The sequence below is a fragment of the Pseudomonas sp. R2-7-07 genome (assembly GCF_003852355.1).
GTDB lineage: Bacteria > Pseudomonadota > Gammaproteobacteria > Pseudomonadales > Pseudomonadaceae > Aquipseudomonas.
Map to the genome: position 1 here is coordinate 3,398,343 of NZ_CP027759.1, position 23,118 is coordinate 3,421,460.

The 23,118-nt window shown below is 60.2% G+C and carries 22 protein-coding genes; 11 read left to right on the forward strand and 11 right to left on the reverse strand.

From position 1 onward, the window contains the following. Positions 1-29: 29 nt before the first annotated feature. Complete coding sequence (locus C4J86_RS15500) at positions 30-1,205, reverse strand: CaiB/BaiF CoA-transferase family protein (RefSeq protein ID WP_124371053.1); 1,176 nt, start codon at positions 1,203-1,205, stop codon at positions 30-32. A 159-nt stretch (positions 1,206-1,364) separates the two neighbouring features. On the opposite strand from C4J86_RS15500, the gene tusD reads away from it, so the two are divergent. From tusD to C4J86_RS15530, 6 genes are all read left to right on the forward strand, one after another. Continuing rightward, complete coding sequence (tusD, locus tag C4J86_RS15505; RefSeq protein WP_124371054.1) at positions 1,365-1,757, forward strand: sulfurtransferase complex subunit TusD; 393 nt, start codon at positions 1,365-1,367, stop codon at positions 1,755-1,757. Position 1,758: 1 nt separating this feature from the next. Next, positions 1,759-2,109, forward strand: a complete 351-nt coding sequence (gene tusC, locus C4J86_RS15510) for a sulfurtransferase complex subunit TusC (protein WP_124371055.1) — start codon at positions 1,759-1,761, stop codon at positions 2,107-2,109. After that, complete coding sequence (gene tusB, locus C4J86_RS15515; protein ID WP_124371056.1) at positions 2,109-2,387, forward strand: sulfurtransferase complex subunit TusB; 279 nt, start codon at positions 2,109-2,111, stop codon at positions 2,385-2,387. Before tusC ends, tusB begins: the two co-directional genes overlap by 1 nt. Beyond that, positions 2,384-2,719, forward strand: a complete 336-nt coding sequence (locus C4J86_RS15520; RefSeq protein WP_124371057.1) for a TusE/DsrC/DsvC family sulfur relay protein — start codon at positions 2,384-2,386, stop codon at positions 2,717-2,719. The genes tusB and C4J86_RS15520 overlap by 4 nt, the downstream gene beginning before the upstream one ends. Further along, complete coding sequence (locus tag C4J86_RS15525) at positions 2,716-3,717, forward strand: glycosyl transferase family protein (protein WP_124371058.1); 1,002 nt, start codon at positions 2,716-2,718, stop codon at positions 3,715-3,717. The genes C4J86_RS15520 and C4J86_RS15525 overlap by 4 nt, the downstream gene beginning before the upstream one ends. An 88-nt stretch (positions 3,718-3,805) precedes the next feature. Further along, on the forward strand, positions 3,806-4,801 hold the full coding sequence (locus C4J86_RS15530; protein WP_124371059.1) for a glutathione S-transferase family protein: 996 nt from the start codon (positions 3,806-3,808) through the stop codon (positions 4,799-4,801). A gap of 114 nt (positions 4,802-4,915) precedes the next feature. Here the strand turns inward: C4J86_RS15530 and cysG are convergent, their stop codons facing one another. From cysG to C4J86_RS15560, 6 genes are read right to left on the reverse strand one after another with little or no spacing between them, the layout of a single operon-like run. Then, positions 4,916-6,310, reverse strand: coding sequence for a siroheme synthase CysG (gene cysG / locus C4J86_RS15535; RefSeq protein WP_124371060.1), 1,395 nt, complete (start codon positions 6,308-6,310; stop codon positions 4,916-4,918). Next, positions 6,311-7,591: a serine--tRNA ligase gene (serS, locus tag C4J86_RS15540; RefSeq protein WP_124371061.1), complete on the reverse strand. Its 1,281-nt coding sequence runs from the start codon at positions 7,589-7,591 to the stop codon at positions 6,311-6,313. 16 nt (positions 7,592-7,607) lie between these two features. Next, positions 7,608-7,982, reverse strand: coding sequence for a fluoride efflux transporter CrcB (gene crcB, locus C4J86_RS15545; RefSeq protein WP_124363281.1), 375 nt, complete (start codon positions 7,980-7,982; stop codon positions 7,608-7,610). Next, the gene (locus C4J86_RS15550; RefSeq protein WP_124371062.1) at positions 7,979-9,304 is read right to left on the reverse strand and encodes a replication-associated recombination protein A; all 1,326 of its coding nucleotides are present in this window, start codon (positions 9,302-9,304) and stop codon (positions 7,979-7,981) included. The genes crcB and C4J86_RS15550 overlap by 4 nt, the downstream gene beginning before the upstream one ends. Positions 9,305-9,331: 27 nt before the next feature. Next, positions 9,332-9,955, reverse strand: coding sequence for an outer membrane lipoprotein chaperone LolA (lolA, locus tag C4J86_RS15555; RefSeq protein ID WP_124363283.1), 624 nt, complete (start codon positions 9,953-9,955; stop codon positions 9,332-9,334). Between the two features lie 54 nt (positions 9,956-10,009). Next, positions 10,010-12,418 (reverse strand): DNA translocase FtsK, encoded by a 2,409-nt coding sequence (locus C4J86_RS15560; RefSeq protein WP_124363284.1) that lies wholly within the window; start codon positions 12,416-12,418, stop codon positions 10,010-10,012. 498 nt (positions 12,419-12,916) lie between these two features. Here C4J86_RS15560 and aat point away from each other — a divergent pair, with 498 nt between their 5' ends. The 3 genes from aat (at position 12,917) to infA (ending at position 14,680) form a co-directional block, all read left to right on the forward strand. Continuing rightward, positions 12,917-13,597, forward strand: a complete 681-nt coding sequence (gene aat, locus C4J86_RS15565; RefSeq protein ID WP_124367406.1) for a leucyl/phenylalanyl-tRNA--protein transferase — start codon at positions 12,917-12,919, stop codon at positions 13,595-13,597. Between the two features lie 56 nt (positions 13,598-13,653). Then, positions 13,654-14,361 (forward strand): arginyltransferase, encoded by a 708-nt coding sequence (locus C4J86_RS15570; RefSeq protein ID WP_124367407.1) that lies wholly within the window; start codon positions 13,654-13,656, stop codon positions 14,359-14,361. A gap of 100 nt (positions 14,362-14,461) precedes the next feature. Beyond that, positions 14,462-14,680 (forward strand): translation initiation factor IF-1, encoded by a 219-nt coding sequence (gene infA / locus C4J86_RS15575; protein ID WP_002553999.1) that lies wholly within the window; start codon positions 14,462-14,464, stop codon positions 14,678-14,680. A gap of 248 nt (positions 14,681-14,928) precedes the next feature. On the opposite strand, the gene clpA is transcribed toward infA, so the two are convergent. Together clpA and clpS are read right to left on the reverse strand one after the other, a co-directional pair. After that, positions 14,929-17,199, reverse strand: coding sequence for an ATP-dependent Clp protease ATP-binding subunit ClpA (gene clpA, locus C4J86_RS15580; RefSeq protein WP_124371063.1), 2,271 nt, complete (start codon positions 17,197-17,199; stop codon positions 14,929-14,931). Positions 17,200-17,228: 29 nt separating this feature from the next. Continuing rightward, the gene (gene clpS, locus C4J86_RS15585; RefSeq protein ID WP_005789091.1) at positions 17,229-17,597 is read right to left on the reverse strand and encodes an ATP-dependent Clp protease adapter ClpS; all 369 of its coding nucleotides are present in this window, start codon (positions 17,595-17,597) and stop codon (positions 17,229-17,231) included. A 224-nt stretch (positions 17,598-17,821) separates the two neighbouring features. Between clpS and cspD the strand changes: the two genes are divergently transcribed. Continuing rightward, entirely contained in the window at positions 17,822-18,088 is a 267-nt protein-coding gene (gene cspD, locus C4J86_RS15590; protein WP_124371064.1) for a cold shock domain-containing protein CspD, read from the forward strand. Positions 18,089-18,163: 75 nt separating this feature from the next. Here cspD and icd read toward each other — a convergent pair whose 3' ends face one another. Continuing rightward, positions 18,164-19,420: an NADP-dependent isocitrate dehydrogenase gene (icd, locus tag C4J86_RS15595; protein ID WP_124363290.1), complete on the reverse strand. Its 1,257-nt coding sequence runs from the start codon at positions 19,418-19,420 to the stop codon at positions 18,164-18,166. A gap of 494 nt (positions 19,421-19,914) precedes the next feature. Between icd and C4J86_RS15600 the strand changes: the two genes are divergently transcribed. Beyond that, a complete protein-coding gene (locus C4J86_RS15600) occupies positions 19,915-22,140 on the forward strand; it encodes an NADP-dependent isocitrate dehydrogenase (protein WP_124371065.1) in 2,226 nt (741 codons plus the stop codon). A 69-nt stretch (positions 22,141-22,209) separates the two neighbouring features. Here C4J86_RS15600 and C4J86_RS15605 read toward each other — a convergent pair whose 3' ends face one another. After that, positions 22,210-23,088, reverse strand: coding sequence for a LysR family transcriptional regulator (locus C4J86_RS15605; RefSeq protein ID WP_124371066.1), 879 nt, complete (start codon positions 23,086-23,088; stop codon positions 22,210-22,212). Between the last annotated feature and the right edge of the window lie 30 nt (positions 23,089-23,118).

A 23,118-nucleotide genomic window follows, 5' to 3' on the forward strand; every position in this document is an offset into this window, starting at 1 on the left:
GGGGCTTGCCCCCGATGGCATCAGAACAGTCACCCAACAACCTTGGCCTGGCGCAAATCCGCAATCCGCTGAGCACTGAACCCCAATTCCCCCAGCACTTCATCACTGTGCGCACCGACAGCCGCGCCAATATGCCGAGGCGCCGGCAACCCCTCGGAAAACTTCAGCGGGCAGGCGATCTGCGCCTGGGTCGAGCCATCGCCCCTAGGCACTTGGCTGATCAGCGCGCGCGCCTGCAGCTGCGGATGCGCTACCGCTTCACTCAAGTTCAACACTGGTTCCACGCACGCATCCACGCCAGCAAACAACGCGCACACTTCATCAAAGCTGCGTTTTTCGAATTCCACCTGCAGCGCCTGCTTGAGAGCCGGCTGTTGCTCAGGCTTGAGGCTGTGCAGCGCCAGCTCCGGTCGCCCCAGCGCTTCGCACAATCGCTGCATGAAGGCAGGTTCCAGGCTGCCCACCGACATCCAGCGCCCATCACGGGTGCGGTAATAATCGTAAAAACTGCCGCCATTGAGCACATGGTTTTCCCACGCCGGTTCCACCCCGCAGGCCAGGTAACCCGCGCCGGCCATGGCGTTCAGGCTGAACGCGCAGTCGGTCATGCTCACATCCAGGTACTGGCCGACGCCGCTCTGCTGCCGTGCGATGACCGCCGCGAGCAAGCCCACCACCGCATGCAACGACCCGCCGCCGATATCCGCCAGCTGCACGCCCAACGGCAACGGCCCGCTGTCGCGCCGCCCGCTGTGGCTGGCCACGCCGGCCACGGCCAGGTAGTTGATATCGTGGCCGGCGCGATCCCTGTAAGGGCCGGTCTGGCCGTAGCCGGTGATCGACACGTAGATCAGCCTCGGGTTGATCGCGTTCAAGGCCGCATACCCCAGGCCCAGACGCTCCATCACGCCGGGGCGGAATTGTTCGATGAGGATGTCGGTGCCCTTGACCAGCTCGAACACGATCTGCAGCGCCTCGGCCCGCTTGAGGTCCAGCGCCAGGCTGCGTTTGTTGCGATTGAGGTAGGCATGGCTCGCCGAGGTGCCCTGATCATGGGGCGGCAGGACGCGCAACAAATCCATGCGCGTCGGCGATTCGATGCGCAGCACCTCGGCGCCCATGTCCGCCAGCATCAGTGAGGCGAAGGGGCCGGGCAACAGGGTGGAAAAATCCAGCACTTTGAGGGACGCCAAGGGGCCTGTCATACAAACTCCGTTTCCGATTCGACGGTTCACAGCGTAGTCAGCCTTGAGCGTCGACGGCAATCGTCGGAACGATCAACCCCCCTGACCGTTTTGATCACGGCGGGCTTTTTCGTCGCCACGGCTTTATCATTGGCCCACGTTTTGTTGGCAGAGTGTTCTATGAAGTTCGCGATTGCAGTGTTCAGCGCCGCCCACGCGCCCTCCTCGCGCCGCGCCCTGTTGTTCGCCCAGGCGGCCCTGGCCGGCGGGCATGAGATTGTGCGGCTGTTTTTTTACCAGGATGGCGTGTACAGCGCGTCCAATAACGTCGTCGCGCCCCAGGACGAGCAAGACATCGCGCGCCTATGGCGCGAGTTCGTCAGCGCCCACCAGCTCGACGGCGTCGTGTGCATCGCCGCAGCCCTGCGCCGTGGCGTGCTCAACGCCGAGGAAGCCACGCGCTATCAACGCAGCGCGGTGAACCTGGACGCGCCCTGGGCGCTGTCGGGCCTGGGGCAACTGCATGACGCGATCCAGGACGCCGACCGCCTGATCTGTTTTGGAGGTTCATGACATGGCCAAGTCATTGCTGGTGATCAGCCGCCAGGCACCGTGGTCCGGCCCCAGTGCGCGGGAAGCGCTGGATATCGTGCTGGCCGGTGGCGCGTTCGATCTGCCGATCGGCCTGCTGTTTCTGGACGACGGCGTGTTCCAGCTCGCACCGCACCAGAACGCCAAGGCCGTGCAACAAAAGGATTTGAGCGCCAACCTGCAAGCCCTGGGCCTGTTCGGCATCGATGACGTGTTCGCCTGCAGCCACAGCCTGGCCGAACGCGGGCTGGGTGTGCCGGCCAGCGCGCAGCCTTTGGACCCTGCCGCCATTTCCCAACTGATTGACCGTTACGACCAGGTGATTACCCTCTGATGTCGACTCTACACGTGGTATCCCACTCCCCCTTTACCGACAGCCGTCTCGACAGCTGTCTGCGCGTCTGTGGCAGCGCGGATGCGATCCTGCTGTGCGGCGACGGCGCCTACGGCCTGCGCCACACGGCCCTGCACACCAAAGGCGTGAAGGTGTTCGTGCTGGCTGAAGACATGCAGGCGCGCAACCTGCCGTTGCCGGACTGGGCCGACAGCGTGGACTATCCGGGTTTCGTGCAGTTGTCGATCGACTATGACAAGGTCAACACCTGGTTATGAATACGCTGACCGTAGGCACGCGCACCCTCGAACTGGACAAGGACGGCTACCTGGTCGACCTCGACGCGTGGTCTGCCGAGATTGCCAACGCCCTGGCCGCCGCAGAATCGCTGGAACTGACCCCGGACCACTGGGAAATCCTCGAACTGCTGCGCGGCTTTTACAAGGAGTACCAGCTGTCGCCGGCCACGCGCCCGCTGATCAAGTACGTCGCCTTGAAGCTCGGCCCGGACAAGGGCAACAGCCTGCACCTCAACAAACTGTTCAACGGCACTCCCGCCAAACTTGCCGCCAAGCTGGCGGGCCTGCCCAGGCCGACGAATTGCTTATGACCGACTTCGCCCCACTGACCCTCTCAACACCTGAAGAGCACCCTTTTGCGCAGTTCGTGCGCATCCTCGGCAAGGGCAAGCGCGGCGCGCGCAACCTCACCCGTGAGGAAGCGCGGGAAGCCATGGGCATGCTGCTCGACGAAAAAGTCGAAGACACCCAACTGGGCGCCTTTCTCATGCTGTTGCGTCACAAGGAAGAAAGCCCGGAAGAGCTCGCCGGTTTCACCGAAGCGGTGCGCGAGCGCTTGAACCCGCCCGCCTTGAAGGTGGATATCGACTGGCCGACCTACGCCGGCAAAAAGCGCCACTTGCCGTGGTTCCTGCTGGCGGCCAAATGCCTGGCGCAAAACGGCGTGCGCATCCTCATGCACGGCGGCGGCGCGCATACGGCGGGCCGCCTGTACACCGAGCAATTGCTGGAGCAGTTGCAGATACCGCTGTGCCGCAATTGGCAGCAGGTCGAGGCGGCGTATGAACAAGGCAACCTGGCGTTTATTCCGCTGGGCGACTGGGCGCCTCAGTTGCAGCGCATGATCGACCTGCGCAACACCCTGGGGCTGCGCTCGCCGATCCACTCCCTGGCACGCTTGCTCAACCCACTGAATGCCCGTTGCGGCCTGCAAAGCATCTTCCATCCGGGTTACCAGGGCGTGCACCGCGATGCCAGCGGCCTGCTGGGCGACAACGTGATTGTGGTCAAGGGCGATGGCGGCGAAGTGGAAATCAACCCCGACACCCTCAGCCATTTGTACGGAACCACCGGCGGCCAGAGCTGGGACGAAGAATGGCCCGCCCTCTCCGCCCAGCGCCACGTCAAACCGGCGAGCCTTGCGCCTGAGCATCTCAAAGCCCTGTGGCGTGGCGAGGTCGAGGACAGCTACCCGCAACTGGCACTGATCGCGACCATGGCCCTGGCTTTGCGCGGCCTCGGACACACCCGGGAGCAGGCATTTGAACTGGCCCAGCAGTATTGGGATGCGCGCGACAAATCGATTTAATCGATCATTCACCTCGGGTCTTTGCGCTTTTAGTTCGAACTCATCCCTTTAGACTGGGCTCCAACGCTTAATAGCCAAGGAGCCAGTCATGGGTTTGCTGATCGAAGGACACTGGAAAGACCAATGGTACGAAAGTAGCGCAGACGGCGCGTTCCAGCGCGAACAGGCGCAACGCCGCAATTGGGTGACCGCCGACGGCCAGCCCGGCCCGAGTGGCGAAGGCGGCTTCAAGGCCGAGGCGGGTCGCTATCACCTCAACGTCTCTCTGGCCTGCCCCTGGGCCCACCGCACCTTGATCCTGCGCAAGCTCAAGGGCCTGGAAAGCCTGATCGACGTCTCAGTGGTCAGTTGGCTGATGCTGGAAAACGGCTGGACCTTCGACAAGGCCCACGGCTCAAGCGGCGACGCGCTCGACGGCTTCGACTTCATGCACCAGCGCTACACCGCTGAGACCGCTGACTACACCGGGCGTGTCACGGTGCCGGTGTTATGGGACAAGCAGCTCAAACGCATCGTCAGCAATGAGTCGGCGGAAATCATCCGCATGTTCAATAGCGCATTTGATGAGCTGACCGGCAATACCCTGGACTTCTATCCCGAAGCATTGCGCCCGACTATCGACACGCTGAACGAACGCATCTACCCGGCCGTGAACAACGGCGTGTACCGCGCAGGCTTCGCCACCTCGCAGCAGGCCTATGAAGGTGCGTTCGATGACGTGTTTGCCGAGCTGGACCATTTGGAGCAGCACCTGGGCGAGCACCGCTACCTGGCCGGCGAGTACCTGACCGAGGCGGATGTGCGGCTGTTCACCACGTTGATTCGTTTTGATGCGGTGTATTACAGCCACTTCAAATGCAACCTGCGGCGGATTGCCGATTATTCAAATCTGTCGAATTGGTTGCGGGAAATGTATCAGTGGCCGGGGGTGGCCGAGACGGTGGATTTTGAGCACATCAAAGGGCATTACTACGCCAGCCACCGCACCATCAACCCGACGGGGATTGTGCCGAAGGGGCCGCTGCAGCGGTTTGATGTTGGACATGATCGGAAGCGGTTGAATGGCAAAGGTGTGTGGAGCTGATCCGGATGATGAGCTGAAGCTGATGGCCTCATCGGGGGCAAGCCCCCTCCCACACTTGGATCTGTGAATACAGTCAAAATGTGGGAGGGGGCTTGCTCCCGATGCTTTTAAGGCTCACACCTGAGACTGGGCGCCCTCAAACCATTTGAGCTTCTCGCGCAACACCACCACCTCACCCACGATCACCAGCGTCGGCGCATGGACTTCATGCTCCGCCACCATGCGCGGCAAGTCGGCCAGGGTGCCGGTGAATACGCGCTGGTTGGCGGTGGTGCCCTGCTGAATCAACGCTGCTGGCGTATCTTCCGCGCGCCCGTGCTTGATCAATTGCTCGCAGATGATCGGCAACCCAATCAAGCCCATGTAGAACACCAGGGTCTGTGACGGTCCCACCAGGTCCTGCCAGGGCAGGTCCGAGGTGCCATTCTTCAAGTGGCCGGTGATAAACCGCACCGACTGTGCGTAGTCACGGTGCGTCAACGGAATGCCCGCATACGCCGCGCAACCGCTGGCCGCCGTGATCCCCGGAACCACCTGGAACGGGATGCCATGGGCCGCCAATTCCTCGATCTCTTCACCGCCACGCCCGAAAATGAACGGATCGCCGCCCTTGAGGCGCAGCACGCGCTTGCCTTGCTTGGCCAGGTCCACCAGTTGCTGGTTGATCTGCTCCTGCGGCACGGCATGATCGGCGCGACGCTTGCCGACGTACACGCGCTCGGCATCCCGGCGGCACAGTTCCAGGATCGCTGGAGCCACCAACCGGTCATACAACACCACGTCGGCTTGCTGCATCAGGCGCAAGGCGCGGAAGGTCAGCAGGTCCGGGTCGCCCGGGCCTGCACCCACCAGGTATACCTCACCCGGTGCGTAAGGCGGCGCGCCATTGACCTTTTCGATCAACAGGCGCTCTGCCTCATCGCCCTGCCCGGCCAGTTGCCGGTCGGCAATCGGGCCCTGGAACACTTCTTCCCAGAACGCCCGTCGCTGCTGCACATCCGGGTACAAGCCTTTGACCTGGGCACGAAAACGCGCCGCCAACCCGGCCAACTGGCCATAGGTGGACGGAATCCAGGTTTCCAGCTTGGCCCGGATCAAGCGCGCCAGTACCGGCGCATCGCCGCCGCTGGACACCGCGATCACCAATGGCGAACGGTCGACGATCGCCGGGAAGATCACGCTGCACAGGGCCGGCGCATCCACCACATTGACCGGTACACAGCGCCGCTTGGCATCACTGGACACTTGCGCGTTCAGTGGCTCGTCGTCGGTGGCCGCGATGATCAGCACGCAACCGTCTAGGTCCGTCTCCTGATAACCGCGCAACATCAGGTCCCCGCCACTGCCCAGCACCAGTTCACGCAACTGGTCTTCGATCTGGGGAGCAACCACCCGCAGCAACGCCCCGGCATCGGCCAGCAGCCGGGATTTGCGCAAGGCAATCTCCCCGCCGCCGACGACCAGCACACGACTGCCGCGCAGGTTATGAAACAGCGGCAGAAATTCCATTTAGCCGATGACCTCGACGCCCGCCATGTAAGGCTTGAGCACCTCAGGCACACGAATCGAACCGTCGGCCTGCTGATAGTTTTCCAGCACTGCCACCAGCGTACGGCCTACCGCCAGGCCCGAACCGTTGAGGGTGTGCACCAGTTCCGGCTTGCCGGTTTCCGGGTTGCGGAAACGCGCCTGCATGCGTCGGGCCTGGAAATCGCCGCAGTTGGAGCACGACGAAATCTCGCGGTACTTGTCCTGGCTCGGCACCCACACTTCGAGGTCGTAGGTCTTCACGGCGCTGAAACCCATGTCGCCGGTGCACAACGCCAGCACGCGATACGGCAGCTCCAGCAACTGCAGGACGCGTTCGGCGTTGGCCGTCAGGCCTTCCAACGCTTCCATGGATTTGGACGGCTCGACCACCTGGACCATCTCAACCTTGTCGAACTGGTGCTGGCGGATCATGCCACGGGTGTCGCGCCCCGAGGCGCCGGCTTCACTGCGGAAGCACGGGCTATGGGCGACAAACTTGAGCGGCAGTTGCTTGGCATCGAGGATTTCGCCGGCGACGATATTGGTCAGCGACACTTCCGCAGTCGGGATCAGGTACAGGTCGGCTTCGCCGTCGCGGCTGATCTTGAACAGGTCTTCCTCGAATTTCGGCAACTGGCTGGTGCCCATCAACGCCGGCGCTTGCACCAGGTACGGGGTGTAAGCCTCTTCGTAACCGTGCTCGGCGGTGTGCAGGTTGATCATGAACTGCGCCAGGGCACGATGCATGCGCGCAATCGGGCCACGCAACAGGGCGAAACGCGCGCCGGACATTTTCGCGGCGGTTTCGAAATCCAGGCCGCCGGTCAATTCGCCCAGAACAACGTGGTCCTTGATATCGAAATCGAAGGCTTTGGGCGTGCCCCAGCGGCGCACTTCAACGTTGCCGTCTTCGTCCGCGCCAATCGGCACGGATTCGTGGGGCAGGTTGGGGATGCCCAGCAGGATCGAATCCAGCTCGGACTGGATCTTGTCCAGCTCGGCTTTGCCGTCGGACAGCTCGGTACCCATACGCTCGACGTCCGCCATCAACGGCGCGATGTCTTCGCCGCGCTGCTTGGCCTGACCGATGGACTTGGAACGCGCATTCCGCTCAGCCTGCAGTGCTTCGGTGCGGGTCTGGACGGTCTTGCGCTGTTCTTCCAGCGCTTCGATGCGCGCAACATCCAAGGCAAAGCCACGGGATGCCAGGCGGTCCGCTACGTCCTGAAGGTTGCTACGTAACAGTTTGGAATCGAGCATGTCGGTCTCTCGTTTATCAAAGTTTGGTCAAGGACAGGCCGGCCCAGGTGGCGAGCAGCCCGCCGAATACGCTGATAGCTGCATAGCCAATCGCCAGCAGCACTTGCCCGCTTTCCAGCAGGCGTACGGTATCCAGTGAAAATGATGAAAAGGTCGTCAGGCCGCCAAGGAAGCCAACCATCAGTCCGGCGCGCACCTCAATCGGTACTTCGGGACGCACCAGGAACAGGCCGTATAAAACACCGATCAACAGGCAGCCCACGATATTAACGGCCAGCGTCGCGGTATAGAAGTGCTTGGGCCAATTCGCGTTGATCCAGTTACCCGTCGCAAAGCGCAGCAGTGTACCCGCGATACCGCCCGCCGAGACGGCGACCACTAAAGGAATCATGATTTTCTCCGCTGCCTGGGACTTAAACGATCGAGTGCGGCCAGATGATTGAGCTTCTCACCGATCTTCAACTCCAGGCCACGGGGCACCGGCTGATAGAGCGGCAACGGTTCCAGCTCCTCGGGGAAGTAGTCTTCACCGGCCGCGTAAGCGTCCGGCTCATCATGGGCATAGCGGTACTCGTCACCGTAACCCAGCTGTTTCATCAACTTGGTCGGTGCGTTGCGCAAGTGCATCGGCACTTCGAGCGAACCATGTTCGGCCGCCGCGCGCAGCGCCGACTTGAAGCCCATGTACACCGCGTTGCTTTTGGGCGCGCATGCCAGGTAGGTAATGGCCTGGGCCACCGCCAGCTCGCCTTCCGGGCTGCCGAGGCGCTCTTGCACGTCCCAGGCGGCCAGGCACAGGCTCAGGGCGCGCGGGTCGGCATTGCCGATGTCCTCGCTGGCCATGCGCACCACGCGGCGCGCCAGGTACAACGGGTCGCAACCGCCGTCGATCATGCGCGCAAACCAGTACAACGCGCCGTCCGGGTTAGAGCCACGGACGGATTTGTGCAGCGCCGATATCTGGTCGTAGAACGCTTCGCCACCCTTATCGAAACGCCGACGTGTGTCACCCAGCAGGCTTTGCAGCAGGTCGACGCCAATCTCGCCGCCATCTTCGGCAAGGTCCGAGGCGTTCTCCAGCAGGTTGAGAAACCGCCGGCCATCGCCATCGGCGGCGGTGAGCAGGATCTTGAAGCCCTCTTCACTGACGCTCAGCTGGCGCTTGCCAAGCCCCTTGTCTTCGCTCAAGGCGCGCTGCAACAGCTTCTGCATCGCCGCCTCGTCCAGGCTCTTGAGCACGTAGACGCGCGCGCGCGAGAGCAGCGCGTTATTCAATTCGAACGAAGGGTTCTCGGTGGTGGCGCCGATAAAGATCAGCGTGCCGTCTTCGACGTACGGCAGGAACGCATCCTGCTGGGACTTGTTGAAGCGATGCACTTCGTCGACGAACAGGATGGTGCGCTTGCCGTATTGCCCGGCCTGCTGCTTGGCGATTTCCACCGCCTGACGGATCTCCTTGACCCCGGCCAGCACGGCGGAGACCGTTTCGAAGTGCGCATCCGAGACCTTGGCCAGCAGCCGCGCCAGGGTGGTTTTACCCACCCCCGGCGGCCCCCAGAAAATCATCGAGTGCAGCGCACCCTGCTCCAGGGCTTCACGCAGGGGCTTGCCGCGCGCGAGCAGGTGTTCCTGACCGACGTACTCATCCAGGTTGGTCGAGCGCAGGCGCGCGGCCAGGGGCTGGGCAATCGGGCCACTTCGAAACAGGTCCATGGGCAGCGTTTGAAACCTCTGGGGAGTTTATTCCTGGATCACGTCGGCACCCTTGGGGATGTCGAACTTGAACTTGGACGCGGGCACCGGCTGGTTGGCCTTGACCCCGGAGAACAGGATATCGGTGCGCTGGCCGACGCTGTCGATCAGGCGCATGTTATTGATCACACCGTTGCCAAACGACAGTTGCAGGCTGTCAAACAGCGTGTCCTTGGATTTGGGCTTGAGGGTGAATTCGATCACGTTACTGGTTTGCTTGGAGGTGATATCGAAACTGTCGTTGATCTTCGATACATCGCCCGACAGCAGCAGCGCTGGCGTCTGGTTCAGCCGTGGGTCGAGCTTCTTGATAGTCGCCTGCTCCAGGTCCGGGTCCCACAGCGTGACTTTCTGGCCGTCGGAAACGATGGTCTGTTCGGCCTTGCCTTCGGTATGCCAGTAGAACAGGCCGGGACGCTGCACGGCCATTTCGCCCGCAGTTTCCTGCAACTGGGTGCCACCGGCGTCCAGGGTCAGCTGGGAAAAGCGCGCGGTCAGGGTCTGGGATTTGTCCAGCAGGTTCTTCAGGCTGGCCACCGAAGCCGGGTCAGCGTGAGCCGAAGCGGCGGTCAGGGCCAGTACCGGCAACAACAGCATGCGGATAATGCGCATGGGAATCCTCATTGAGTAATCAGGGCGCGCCGCGTGCTGCCACGCGGCGCGGGATCAGTCGCGCATCTGCCCGGGGGCGATGATTTCACGCGAGCCGTTGGTGTTCATTGCAGTGACGACGCCAGCGTTTTCCATGGCTTCGATCATGCGGGCTGCGCGGTTGTAGCCAATCTTCAGCTTGCGTTGCACCGCAGAAATCGAGGCGCGACGGCTTTCCAGCACGAACGCCACGGCCTCGTCGTACAGCGCGTCGGTTTCGGCGTCATCGTCGCCACCGCCGCTGCCGCCGTCGAAGCCGCTACCGGCCTCTTCAACGCCGGCGAGGATCTCGTCGTTATATTCAGGTGCGCCACGCAGTTTCCAGGCTTCCACCACGCGATGCACTTCATCGTCGGACACGAAGGCACCGTGCACACGGATCGGCAGGCTGGTGCCGGGCGGCATGTAGAGCATGTCACCGTGGCCCAGCAGTTGCTCGGCGCCGCCCTGGTCGATGATGGTCCGCGAGTCGATCTTGCTCGACACCTGGAACGCCATGCGCGTGGGGATGTTGGCCTTGATCAGGCCGGTGATCACATCCACCGACGGCCGCTGGGTCGCGAGGATCAAGTGGATCCCGGCCGCACGGGCCTTCTGGGCAATACGCGCGATCAGTTCTTCGACCTTCTTGCCGACGATCATCATCATGTCGGCGAATTCGTCGACCACCACCACGATGGTCGGCAACTTGGTCAGCAGCGGCGCTTCGTCGTGAATGTTTTCGCGCTTGTACAGCGGGTCGGTCAGCGGTGTGCCGGCGTCCTGGGCTTCCTTGACCTTGGCATTGAAGCCAGACAGGTTACGCACGCCCATCTTCGCCATCAGCTTGTAGCGACGCTCCATCTCGGCGACGCTCCAGCGCAGCGCGTTGGCGGCGTCCTTCATGTCGGTGACCACCGGGCACAGCAGGTGCGGGATGCCTTCGTAGATCGACAATTCCAACATCTTCGGGTCGATCATGATCAGCTTGGCGTCGTCCGGGCCGGATTTGAACAGGATCGACAGGATCATTGCGTTCACGCCCACCGACTTACCGGAACCGGTGGTACCGGCCACCAGCAGGTGCGGCATTTTTGCCAGGTCGGTGATTACCGGCTTGCCGCCGATGTCATGGCCGAGGGCCAAGGTGACCGGCGATTTGAAATTGTCATATTCCGGGGTTGACAGCACCTCGGAGAACCGCACGATCTGGCGGTCTTCGTTGGGAATCTCGATGCCCACGGTGGTTTTGCCGGGAATCACTTCCACCACGCGCACGCTGGTCACGGCCAGGGAACGGGCCAGGTCTTTGGCCAGGTTGGAGATACGGCTGACCTTGACGCCCGCCGCCGGCTGGATTTCGTAACGGGTAATCACCGGGCCTGGGTGAATCGAGTCTACCGACACTTCGACGCCGAATTCCTTGAGCTTGATTTCCAGCAGGTGGCCAACGGCCGCCAGGGATTCGGGCGAGTAGTTGAGCTGTTTCTTTTCCGCCGGGTCGAGAATCGAGATCGGCGGCAAGGTGCCTTCGACGGCGCTGTCGATGAACAGCGGGGCCTGCTTTTCTTTCTGCACGCGATGGCTTGGCTCGGGCGCCTTGGGCGGCGCGGGAGCGATCACCGGCGGCACCTGCTTCTCGCGGTCCGACATGTGCTTGCTCAGGGCCTGTTCGCGCTCGATCAGGCGTTCCTTGACCTTGGCCTGCTCGCGGCGGTCCGGCGTGCTGGGAGCCACCACTTCGTTGACGCGGGTGTCCACTTCGCGCAGCTGAGCAACCATTTGCTTGCGCTCGACACGCGCCGCCCACCAGCGGTTGGCGGCCCCCTGGAACAACTCGAACAGATCGAGGGTGATCTTGCCGGTCACGTCCATCACCTTGAACCATGACAGGTCGGTGAACACCGTAAGGCCGAACAGAAACAGCGCGATGAACATCAGGGTGCTGCCCTGGATATTCAGGGTGCGGCGCGCCAGGTCGCCCAGGCTTTCGCCCAGCGCCCCGCCCGCACCCGCCGGCAAACCGGTGGGCGCGTGGAAATGGATATGCGCCAGGGCGGCGCCGGACAACACCAGGAACACCAGCCCGATCAGGCGCCAGGAGAACAGCCAGCCGCTCCACTGCCACGGCTCATGCCGCTGGCGGAAGATCTGCCAGGTCTTGATCGCCAGCAGCAGCGGGAAGATGTACGCGAAATAACCGAGAATCATGAACAGGATATCGGCGCTGTAGGAACCCACGGGGCCACCGAAATTCTGCACGTCGTCGATTTTGCTGTTATGGCTCCAGCCAGGATCGTCCTTGCCGTAGGTGAGCAAGGCCATCATCAGGAACAGGCACAGCGCGCCGATAGCGATCAGCGCACCTTCCTTGAGTCGGTAATGCAGGTGCTGACGCCAGGCCGGCACGACTGCTGCTTTGGGTGTTGCGGCGGATTTCTTCAAAACGGGTCTTTTCCTGCGCCTTTTAGCGCGTCCATCTGTTGATTGACTGCACACGACTGCCCTGTCCCGAGCAGCTGAAAAATGACGAATGTTACTGAATCTACTTTTAACACTGCCAAACCCATAGGCGAAATGGCGATAACGCCACGATCGCCGCATTGTACGGGTTTGCGTGCGCGATGCCACGCACTTGCCCGTCACCCGGCAGCGTGAACCCTCCAGGTGTTGCAGCCTGTTCAATTTGAGCATGCATTGTCTTTGCTGACAAAGGCTTATGCGCTGTATTTAGCAAACCAGACAAGCTTGGCAAAGTGCCGGCACTGGCCAGACCCGATTACGACCGCGCCTTATGCACAGAGTTGCAGAAACACCCTTACACGCTAATCCGCGCCGAAAACCTATTCGGGCTGGCCCCGTGGCGCTGTGTCGACAATAATCACCGCTTGGGGCAGGCCCAACCACCTGCCACTCCCCTCCCCTTCCGTAAGCCTGGATGCCATGCTGACCTGGTTACAACGCGACACCCTCACCTTTCCGCCACTGGCCAAGGCCATGCGCGAACCCAACGGCCTGCTTGCCGCCGGCGGCGACCTGTCAGCCGAACGGTTGATCCAGGCCTATCGTCACGGCTGCTTCCCCTGGTTCTCCGAAGGCCAACCGATTCTCTGGTGGTCGCCGGACCCACGCACAGTGATATTCCCCGACGAGCTGCACGTCTCGCGCAGCCTCGGCAAATTATTGCGCCAACAGCGCTATCGCGTGACCTTCGACCAGGACTTCGCTGCGGTTATTCAAGGCTGTGCGGCGCCACGCGCCTATGCCGATGGCACCTGGATCACGCAAGGCATCCAGAGCGCCTACCTGGAGCTGCATCAGCGTGGTTACGCCCACTCGGTGGAGGTGTGGGACCAGGGGGAACTGGTCGGAGGCCTTTACGGCCTGGCGATGGGCCAATTGTTTTTTGGTGAATCGATGTTCAGCCGCGCCGACAACGCCTCCAAGTTCGGCTTCGCCACGCTGACCCGGCAATTGCAGGCCTGGGGCTTTGTGCTGATTGACTGCCAGATGCCCAACGACCACCTGCACAGCCTGGGCGCACGCGCCATACCGCGCAGTGAGTTCGCGCAGTGGCTGCGCAATCATCTGGACGTGCCCAGCTCTGGGCCGTGGGTTTCTTAGGCGCCATTCGCGTACCTGGCTTACACTTATTTCAAAGCTTATCCCGAGGGTTGATCATGACCGAGCTGGCGCGCTTGAAGTTCTATGCCACTCAAGCCCACTCTTGCAGCTATCTGCCCGACGAGCAGGCCACTACGCTGTTCCTCGATCCCAGCCAACCGATGGACGTGCATGTGTACGCCGACCTGTCGGAGATGGGCTTTCGGCGCAGCGGCGATCACCTGTACCGGCCTCACTGCCAAAATTGCAACGCTTGCGTGCCGGCGCGGATTCCGGTGGCGCAATTTGTGCCGGATCGCAACCAGAAACGCATTCTCAAGCGCAACGCCGACCTGACGGTAGATGCGGTCAAACCGCAGTACAGCGAAGAATACTTCGATCTTTATCAACGCTATATCGAACAGCGCCACGCCGACGGCGATATGTTCCCGCCCAGCCGCGATCAGTTTTCCACCTTCCTGGTGCGGGACCTGCCTTTTTCGCGCTTCTACGAATTCCGCCTCGACGGACGGCTACTGGCGGTGGCGGTCACCGACCTGCTGCCCAACGGCCTGTCGGCGGTGTACACCTTCTATGAACCCGCCGAAGAGCGCCGCAGCCTGGGACGCTTTGCCATTCTCTGGCAGATAGGTGAAGCACTGCGCCTGGAACTGGAGGCGGTGTACCTTGGATACTGGATCAAGAACTGCAAAAAGATGAACTACAAGACCCAATATCGGCCCATTGAGCTGCTGATTAATCAAAGATGGGTAACGCTTAACTAGAACCCCTTGGCTTGAACACCCTTTTTCGGGCACAATGCACGCCGCTTTTGCCTGGCGCAGTTGCACCGGGCCATTCACTGGATACCGAGGGCTTTACTGCATGTCGAAAGAAGACAGCTTCGAAATGGAAGGCACTGTCGTCGACACCCTGCCCAACACCATGTTTCGTGTGGAGTTGGAAAATGGGCACGTCGTAACCGCGCATATCTCCGGCAAGATGCGCAAGAACTACATTCGTATTCTTACCGGTGACAAAGTGCGCGTCGAGCTGACGCCCTATGACTTGAGCAAAGGGCGCATCACTTACCGCGCTCGCTAAGCAAGTCAATACAAAACGCCCGGTTCTGCCGGGCGTTTTTGTGTGCACAGGATTTACCTGACACCTGAAAACTAATGTGGGAGGGGGCTTGCCCCCGATGGCAGTGGGTCAGCCAGCACATGGGCGGCTGATATACCGCTATCGGGAGCAAGCCCCCTCCCACATTGGAAACACATCGTTTTGGTAATGGCATTCCAGATAGCAAAAAGGCGCCTTTCGGCGCCTTTGTATTTTATTGCAGTGAACGATCAGGCCATTTCAGCGGTGGTTTCGAAGTCGAAGGTCAGTTCGCCGTCCTTCAGATCGATATGCACCACGCCACCATGGTCGGAAAGCTCGCCGAACAGGATCTCTTCGGCCAGCGGCCGCTTGATCTTGTCCTGGATCAAACGCGCCATCGGGCGAGCGCCCATTGCCGCGTCGTAGCCGCCTTCCGCAATCCAACTGCGCGCTGCCTCCGTCACCTCCAGCTGCACGCGCTTGTCTTCCAACTGCGCCTGAAGCTCGGTGAGGAACTTGTCCACCACGCTTTTGATGACCTCATGGCTGAGGCGACCAAATTGGATAATGGTGTCCAGACGATTGCGGAACTCCGGCGTGAAGCTCTTCTTGATCACTTCCATCGCATCGGAGGAGTGATCCTGATGCGTGAAGCCGATCGACGCTCGCGCAGCGGTTTCAGCGCCGGCGTTGGTGGTCATGATCACGATCACGTTGCGAAAATCCGCCTTGCGCCCGTTGTTGTCGGTCAGGGTGCCGTGGTCCATCACCTGCAACAGCAGGTTGAAGACTTCCGGATGCGCCTTCTCGATTTCATCGAGCAACAATACGCAATGCGGCTGCTTGGTGATCGCCTCGGTCAACAGGCCACCCTGGTCGAAGCCGACATAGCCCGGCGGCGCACCGATCAGGCGCGACACGGTGTGACGCTCCATGTATTCGGACATGTCAAAGCGCACCAGCTCGATCCCCATGGCTTTGGCCAATTGGCGCGCCGCCTCGGTTTTGCCGACACCGGTCGGGCCGGCGAACAGGAACGAGCCCACGGGCTTGTCCGGCGACTTGAGGCCCGCACGCGACAGCTTGATCGCAGTGGACAACGCATCGATGGCCGCGTCCTGGCCAAACACGGTCAGCTTGAGGTCACGTTCCAGGTTACGCAGCAGCTCTTTATCGGAGCTGTTGACGTGTTTAGGCGGAATACGCGCGATCTTCGCCACGATGTCCTCGACCTGAGGCACATCGATGCGCTTCACACGTTTCTCGACCGGCTGCAGGCGCTGGTAGGCCCCCGCCTCGTCGATCACATCGATCGCTTTGTCCGGCATGTGCCGGTCATTGATGTAGCGCGACGCCAGCTCAGCCGCCGCACGCAATGCCTCATCGGTGTACTCGATGCCATGATGCGCTTCAAACCGGCCCTTGAGCCCGCGCAGGATGCCGATGGTGTCTTCAACCGAAGGCTCGGACACGTCGACTTTCTGGAAGCGGCGCGCCAGGGCACGGTCTTTTTCGAAGATCCCGCGGAATTCCTGGAACGTGGTCGAGCCAATGCAGCGGATATCACCCGACGACAGCAGCGGCTTGAGCAGGTTGGACGCGTCCATCACCCCGCCCGACGCGGCGCCGGCACCAATGATGGTGTGGATTTCGTCGATGAACAGAATCGCCTGCGGGCGTTTTTTCAGCTCGCCGAGCAGCGCCTTGAAGCGCTTCTCGAAATCGCCACGGTACTTGGTCCCGGCGAGCAACGCGCCCAGGTCCAGGGAGTAGACGACGCTGTTGGCCAGCAGGTCCGGCACCTGATTGTCCACGATACGCTTGGCCAGGCCCTCGGCGATCGCGGTTTTCCCCACACCCGCTTCACCCACCAGCAACGGGTTGTTCTTGCGGCGGCGCGCGAGGATCTGCGCTACGCGTTCAACCTCGAGTTCACGCCCCACCAGCGGATCGATCCGCCCCTGGCGCGCGAGTTCGTTGAGGTTGCTGGCGTAAGCATCCAGCGGGTTGCTTGAAGAAGAAGACTCACCGCCCTCGTCGTCCTGCATATCCTGCTCACCCTCGGAATGATCGCCGTGCCCAGGCACCTTGGAGATACCGTGGGCGATGTAGTTAACGACATCAATACGGGCAACGCTCTGCTGCTTGAGCAGAAACACAGCCTGGCTTTCCTGTTCGCTGAAAATCGCCACCAGCACATTGGCGCCCGTGACTTCACGCTTACCGGAGCTCTGTACGTGGAATACAGCACGCTGCAATACCCGCTGGAAGCCCAGGGTCGGCTGGGTCTCACGGTCCTCGTCATGCACGGGGATCAGTGGCGTGGTGGAGTCGATAAACTCCTGCAGGTCATGCTTGAGTTTGTCGAGGTTGGCGCCGCACGCACGTAGAACGGTGGCGGCAGCTTCGTTATCCAAAAGTGCCAGCAGCAGGTGTTCGACGGTCATGAATTCATGACGCTTCGAACGAGCCTCCTTGAAGGCAAGATTGAGGGTGACTTCGAGCTCGCGGTTTAACATAGCTTCACCTCATACCCAAGTGGTCGGCGTTAACCGTCCTTCTCGATTTCACAGAGTAGCGGATGCTGGCTTTCCCTGGCGTACTGGTTGACCTGCATGGCCTTTGTCTCGGCGATGTCGCGGGTAAACACTCCACATACTGCCCGTCCTTCTGTGTGAACGGCCAGCATTACCTTGGTCGCCAACTCGCGGTTCAGGTTAAAAAACACCTCGAGCACTTCGACCACGAAATCCATCGGTGTGTAGTCATCATTGAACAAAACCACCTTGTACATCGGCGGCGCCTGTAAAGCAGGCTTGGCCTCCTGAACAGCAATGCCTGCAGAACCGTCGTCGTCATGTTCCTGATCCGGGCGATCCTGATTGAATGTTAGTCGAATCTGGCTATTTGCATGCATGGAAAGAAAGGTTCGTCAGTGGTTCAAATACAGTGGTGGGGGCGAGCTGTCAGAATTTCAACTCTGACCGGTTGATCGCCTTGACTATCGGCAAATCGGTGTTACAACCAATAGAGCCCACAGTGGGTAAAAAAGGTCCGCGCAGTCAACCTTATTTATTCGGGTTAGGACGGATAGACAGGATGATACTCCAGTGATGGAGTCTGGTGCAGAGGGATAAGGGAATGGCTAGTGGTAAGGTCAAGTGGTTCAACAATGCCAAGGGTTATGGCTTCATTCTTGAAGATGGCAAGGATGAAGACCTTTTTGCGCATTTCTCAGTGATCGAGATGGATGGCTACAAGACATTGAAAGCGGGTCAGGCTGTCTGCTTTGAGATTATTCAAGGCCCCAAGGGCATGCATGCCGTAAAAATCAAAGCGCTGGAGGCTGTTAAAGACGCGCCGAAAGTAGAAGCGCCTGCTCTGCAATCGACGACGCAACTGGCCTGATCAGCCACTGAGCAAAGTTTTGAAAGCCCAACCGGCCATTCTGAGTTAATCAGCACGGCCGGTTTTTCTGCTTGTTTACATATGCTTGATCAGCGCATCACCAAAGCCCGACGACGACACCAGCGTAGCGCCCTCCATCAGGCGCTCGAAATCATAGGTCACGGTCTTGGCCGAAATCGCGCCGTTGGTGCCCTTGATGATCAAATCGGCCGCCTCTACCCAGCCCATGTGCCGCAGCATCATTTCCGCCGAAAGAATCAATGAGCCCGGGTTGACCTGATCCTTGCCCGCGTACTTCGGTGCCGTGCCGTGGGTGGCTTCGAACATGGCCACGGTGTCGGACAGGTTGGCACCCGGCGCAATACCGATGCCGCCCACTTCCGCCGCCAGGGCGTCAGACAGGTAGTCGCCGTTCAGGTTGAGCGTCGCAATCACGTCATATTCAGCCGGGCGCAGCAGGATCTGCTGGAGCATGGCATCGGCAATCGCATCCTTGACCACCACGTTCTTGCCGGTCTTCGGGTTCTTGAACTGCATCCACGGCCCGCCATCGAGCAGGGTCGCGCCGAACTCCTCGGCCGCCACTTCGTAGGCCCATTCCTTGAAGGCACCTTCGGTGAACTTCATGATGTTGCCTTTATGCACGATGGTCAGCGAGTCGCGGTCGTTATCCACCACATATTGCAGGGCCTTGCGCGCCAGGCGCTTGGTGCCTTCCAGCGATACCGGCTTGATACCAATGCCGCAATCCTGGTCGAAGCGGATCTTGGTGACGCCCATCTCCTCCTTGAGGAACTTGATCACCTTGATCGCCTCAGGCGAACCGGCCTTCCACTCGATGCCGGCGTAAATGTCCTCGGAGTTCTCACGGAAGATGGTCATGTCCACATCCCCCGGCTTCTTGACCGGGCTGGGCACGCCTTCGAACCAGCGCACCGGGCGCAGGCATACATAGAGGTCGAGTTGCTGGCGCAGGGCCACGTTCAGCGAACGGATGCCGCCACCGACCGGGGTGGTCAGCGGGCCCTTGATGGACACCACGTAATCCTTGACCGCATCCAGGGTTTCCTGAGGCAGCCAAGTGTCCTGGTCGTAGACTTGGGTGGCCTTCTCGCCGGCGTACACCTCCATCCACGAGATTTTGCGCTTGCCGCCGTAGGCCTTTTCAACAGCTGCGTCGACCACCTTGATCATCACCGGGCTGATGTCGACGCCAATACCGTCACCTTCGATATAGGGGATGATCGGTTGGTCAGGAACATTGAGAGAATGGTCTGCATTGACGGTGATTTTGTCGCCGACTGCAGGAACCTGAATCTTCTTGTATCCCATGCTGAACTCCATCTATGGATTGAACATCTGGCTGCGTTCGAGCCTACTCCAGATAAATGGCGACTGAAACCTTGCGCCATGCTCATTTGCATCGAAAACAGCATAAATTGTCGCCTACAAGCCTGAAAGCAAAGGCAAAATCGCCAATCTTGAGCACCACGTGCGACTTTAGCCGCACAGGCGCTGCCTGCGACCTTTAGACCAATGGACGACCCACCTTTTGTATGAAGGCTCAGCGTAAGCATAGCGACCTATGTATAATGCCGCCGCTGACCAAAGAGTCACGACGGTTGACCGCTCTAGACAGTAGCCTTCAGCCAGAAAGCAGGACTATTACAATAGTCCAAACGCTTGACGCTCGACTGATGCAACCCAACATCACCGCGAAGAAACCTCGACATTTCGCTCATGGATGACTTTGAACGAACGCGCTCCACCCGGCGCATCTCGAGTTTCTGCGCACGCTTTCAGCAAAGAAGAGAGTTAATCCGAATATGCCCACCCGCTCGAAGATCATCTACACCTTCACCGACGAAGCCCCAGCCCTCGCCACCTATTCACTGCTGCCTATCGTAGAGGCCTTCACCGCTTCCGCTGATATTGCCGTGGAAACCCGCGATATTTCCCTCGCCGGGCGCATCCTCGCAAGCTTCCCCGAGCAACTGGGCGACAAGGCTATCCCGGACCACCTCGCCGAACTGGGCGACCTGGCCGTTACGCCTGAAGCCAACATCATCAAGCTGCCTAACATCAGCGCCTCGACCCCGCAGCTGCAAGCCGCGATCAAGGAACTGCAGGCCCAGGGCTACGCCCTGCCGGACTACCCGGAAACCGTAACCACCGACGCGGAAAAAGAAACCCGTGCCCGTTACGACAAGGTCAAGGGCAGCGCCGTGAACCCGGTCCTGCGCGAAGGCAACTCCGACCGCCGCGCACCGCTGTCGGTCAAGAACTACGCACGCAAGCACCCCCACAAGATGGGCGCCTGGTCTGCCGACTCCAAGTCGCACATTGCCCACATGAGCAATGGCGACTTCTACGGCAGCGAAAAAGCCGTACAGATCGAAACCGCTGATGCTGTCAAAATCGAGCTGATCGCTCAAGACGGCACCGCCACCGTCCTGAAAGAAAAGACCTCGGTACAGGCTGGCGAGATCATCGACACCGCCGTACTGAGCAAGAAAGCCCTGCGCGCGTTCATCGCCGCCGAGATCGAAGACGCCAAGAAACAAGGTGTGCTGCTGTCGGTTCACTTGAAAGCGACCATGATGAAGGTCTCCGACCCGATCATGTTCGGCCAGATCGTTGCCGAATTCTATAAAGACGCCCTGGCCAAGCACGCGACCGTGCTGGAACAGATCGGCTTCAACCTGAACAACGGCATCGGCGACCTGTACGCGCGCATCAAGGCCCTGCCTGCCGAGCAACAAGCGCAGATCGAAGCGGACATCCAGGCGGTCTATGCCGCTCGCCCTTCGCTGGCGATGGTCAACTCCGACAAAGGCATCACCAACCTGCACGTGCCGAGCGACGTGATCGTCGACGCCTCGATGCCAGCCATGATCCGTGACTCCGGCAAGATGTGGGGCACCGACGGCCAACTGCACGACACCAAGGCCGTGATCCCGGATCGCTGCTACGCCACCATCTACCAGGCGGTCATCGAAGACTGCAAGGCCAATGGCGCCTTCGACCCCACCACCATGGGCAGCGTGCCAAACGTTGGCCTGATGGCGAAGAAAGCCGAAGAGTACGGCTCCCACGACAAGACCTTCCAGATCAAGGCTGACGGCGTAGTCCGCGTCACCGACAGCAAGGGCAACCTGCTGATGGAACAGAACGTCGAAGCCGGCGATATCTTCCGCATGTGCCAGACCAAAGACGCGCCGATCCAGGACTGGGTCAAGCTCGCCGTCAACCGTGCACGCGCCAGCAACACCCCGGCCATCTTCTGGCTGGACCCGCAGCGCGCTCACGATGGCGTGGTGGTCGAGAAAGTTCAGGCTTACCTGAAAGACCACAACACCGAAGGCCTGGACATCCGCATCATGGCCCCGGTCGACGCGATGAAGTTCACCCTGGAGCGCACCCGCAAGGGCCTGGACACCATCTCGGTGACCGGTAACGTACTGCGCGACTATCTGACCGACCTGTTCCCGATCATGGAGCTGGGCACCAGCGCCAAGATGCTGTCGATCGTGCCGCTGATGAACGGCGGCGGCCTGTTCGAAACCGGCGCAGGTGGTTCGGCACCGAAACACGTGCAGCAGCTGCTGGAAGAAAACTTCCTGCGCTGGGATTCCCTGGGCGAGTTCCTGGCCCTGGCCGCGTCCCTCGAGCACCTGGGCGTGACGTACAACAACCCGAAAGCCCTGGTCCTGTCCAAGACCCTGGACCAGGCCACCGGCCAGTTCCTCGACAACAACAAGTCGCCATCGCGCAAAGTCGGCAACATCGACAACCGCGGCAGCCACTTCTACCTGGCGCTGTACTGGGCCCAGGCCCTGGCCGCCCAGACCGAAGACACGGCACTGCAAGCGCAGTTCGGCGAACTGGCCAAGACCCTGGCCGCGAACGAAGCAACCATCGTTGCCGAGCTCAACGCCGTACAGGGCAAGCCAGTGGATATCGGCGGCTACTACGCACCGAACCCGGAGCTGACCAGCAAGGCCATGCGCCCAAGCAACACGCTGAATGCGGCGATTGCCAAGTTGAAGTAGGGTTGTAAAGCGATACCACAAACCCCGGCCGAGTGCCGGGGTTTGTGTCTTCGGCGAGTGAGACTTTAGTCATAGGGAAGCATTGACGTACTCTGCAACCCATACGGAGCGAATCAACTCAAGCACCTCACGCCTGTAAACGGGATTCCAACCCGCTCGTTCTTTTGGCATCACGGCAAACTGAGGTAGCACGGGCAAACTGGAAATGCCTTCAAGACTCTTTAAACCCGATACCTGCGCGACAAACGGAAGCAATGTGATCCCAACTCCGGCCTGCACTGCAGAACGCAACGATATCAAGTCCTCTGACTCATAAACGCAATGCCATTTAATGCCGCGCTCCTCCAGACTTCGGATCGCAAGACTGCGAAATCCACAAGGCGGCTTGAACAAGGCGAGCGGAATATCATGTGGCTTATCGACCATGTCAACACTATCGCTGGCAAACCACCTGACCGATAACGCATGCCACGGTTGCTCATGCATTTTTTCCAGTTCGTCTATCACGAGGCACAGATCAATCTTTCCCTCTATTATCGCATCCAATAGCAAGCCGGATCTAGCAACCTTGACCACCATTTGTATTTTTGGAAAGTGAGTAGCCATGCTGGAAATAATCTTAGGGAGCACCTTCTCACAAAAATGCTCTGGCATGCCCACTATGAGTGTTTCTCGCTTTTCGGCTCTCTCAAATAGCGCACCGACTTTATCGTTACAAATAACAATATCCTTCGCATAACCAAAAAGCCTTTCTCCTTCCACGGTCAGTAATACCTGTCGATTTTCTCTTACAAACAACTCAACACCCAACAGATCCTCTAATCGTTTGATTTGCTGACTAATAGCGGGTTGGGTCAAGCTTAACGCTTCGGCTGCGCGCGTAAAGCTTTTGGTCTCGCCTACTTTGATAAAACTTCGCAACGACTGAACATCAAGATTGACTCTCATGGCACGCCACCGATCGAAACTGGTCTTCCG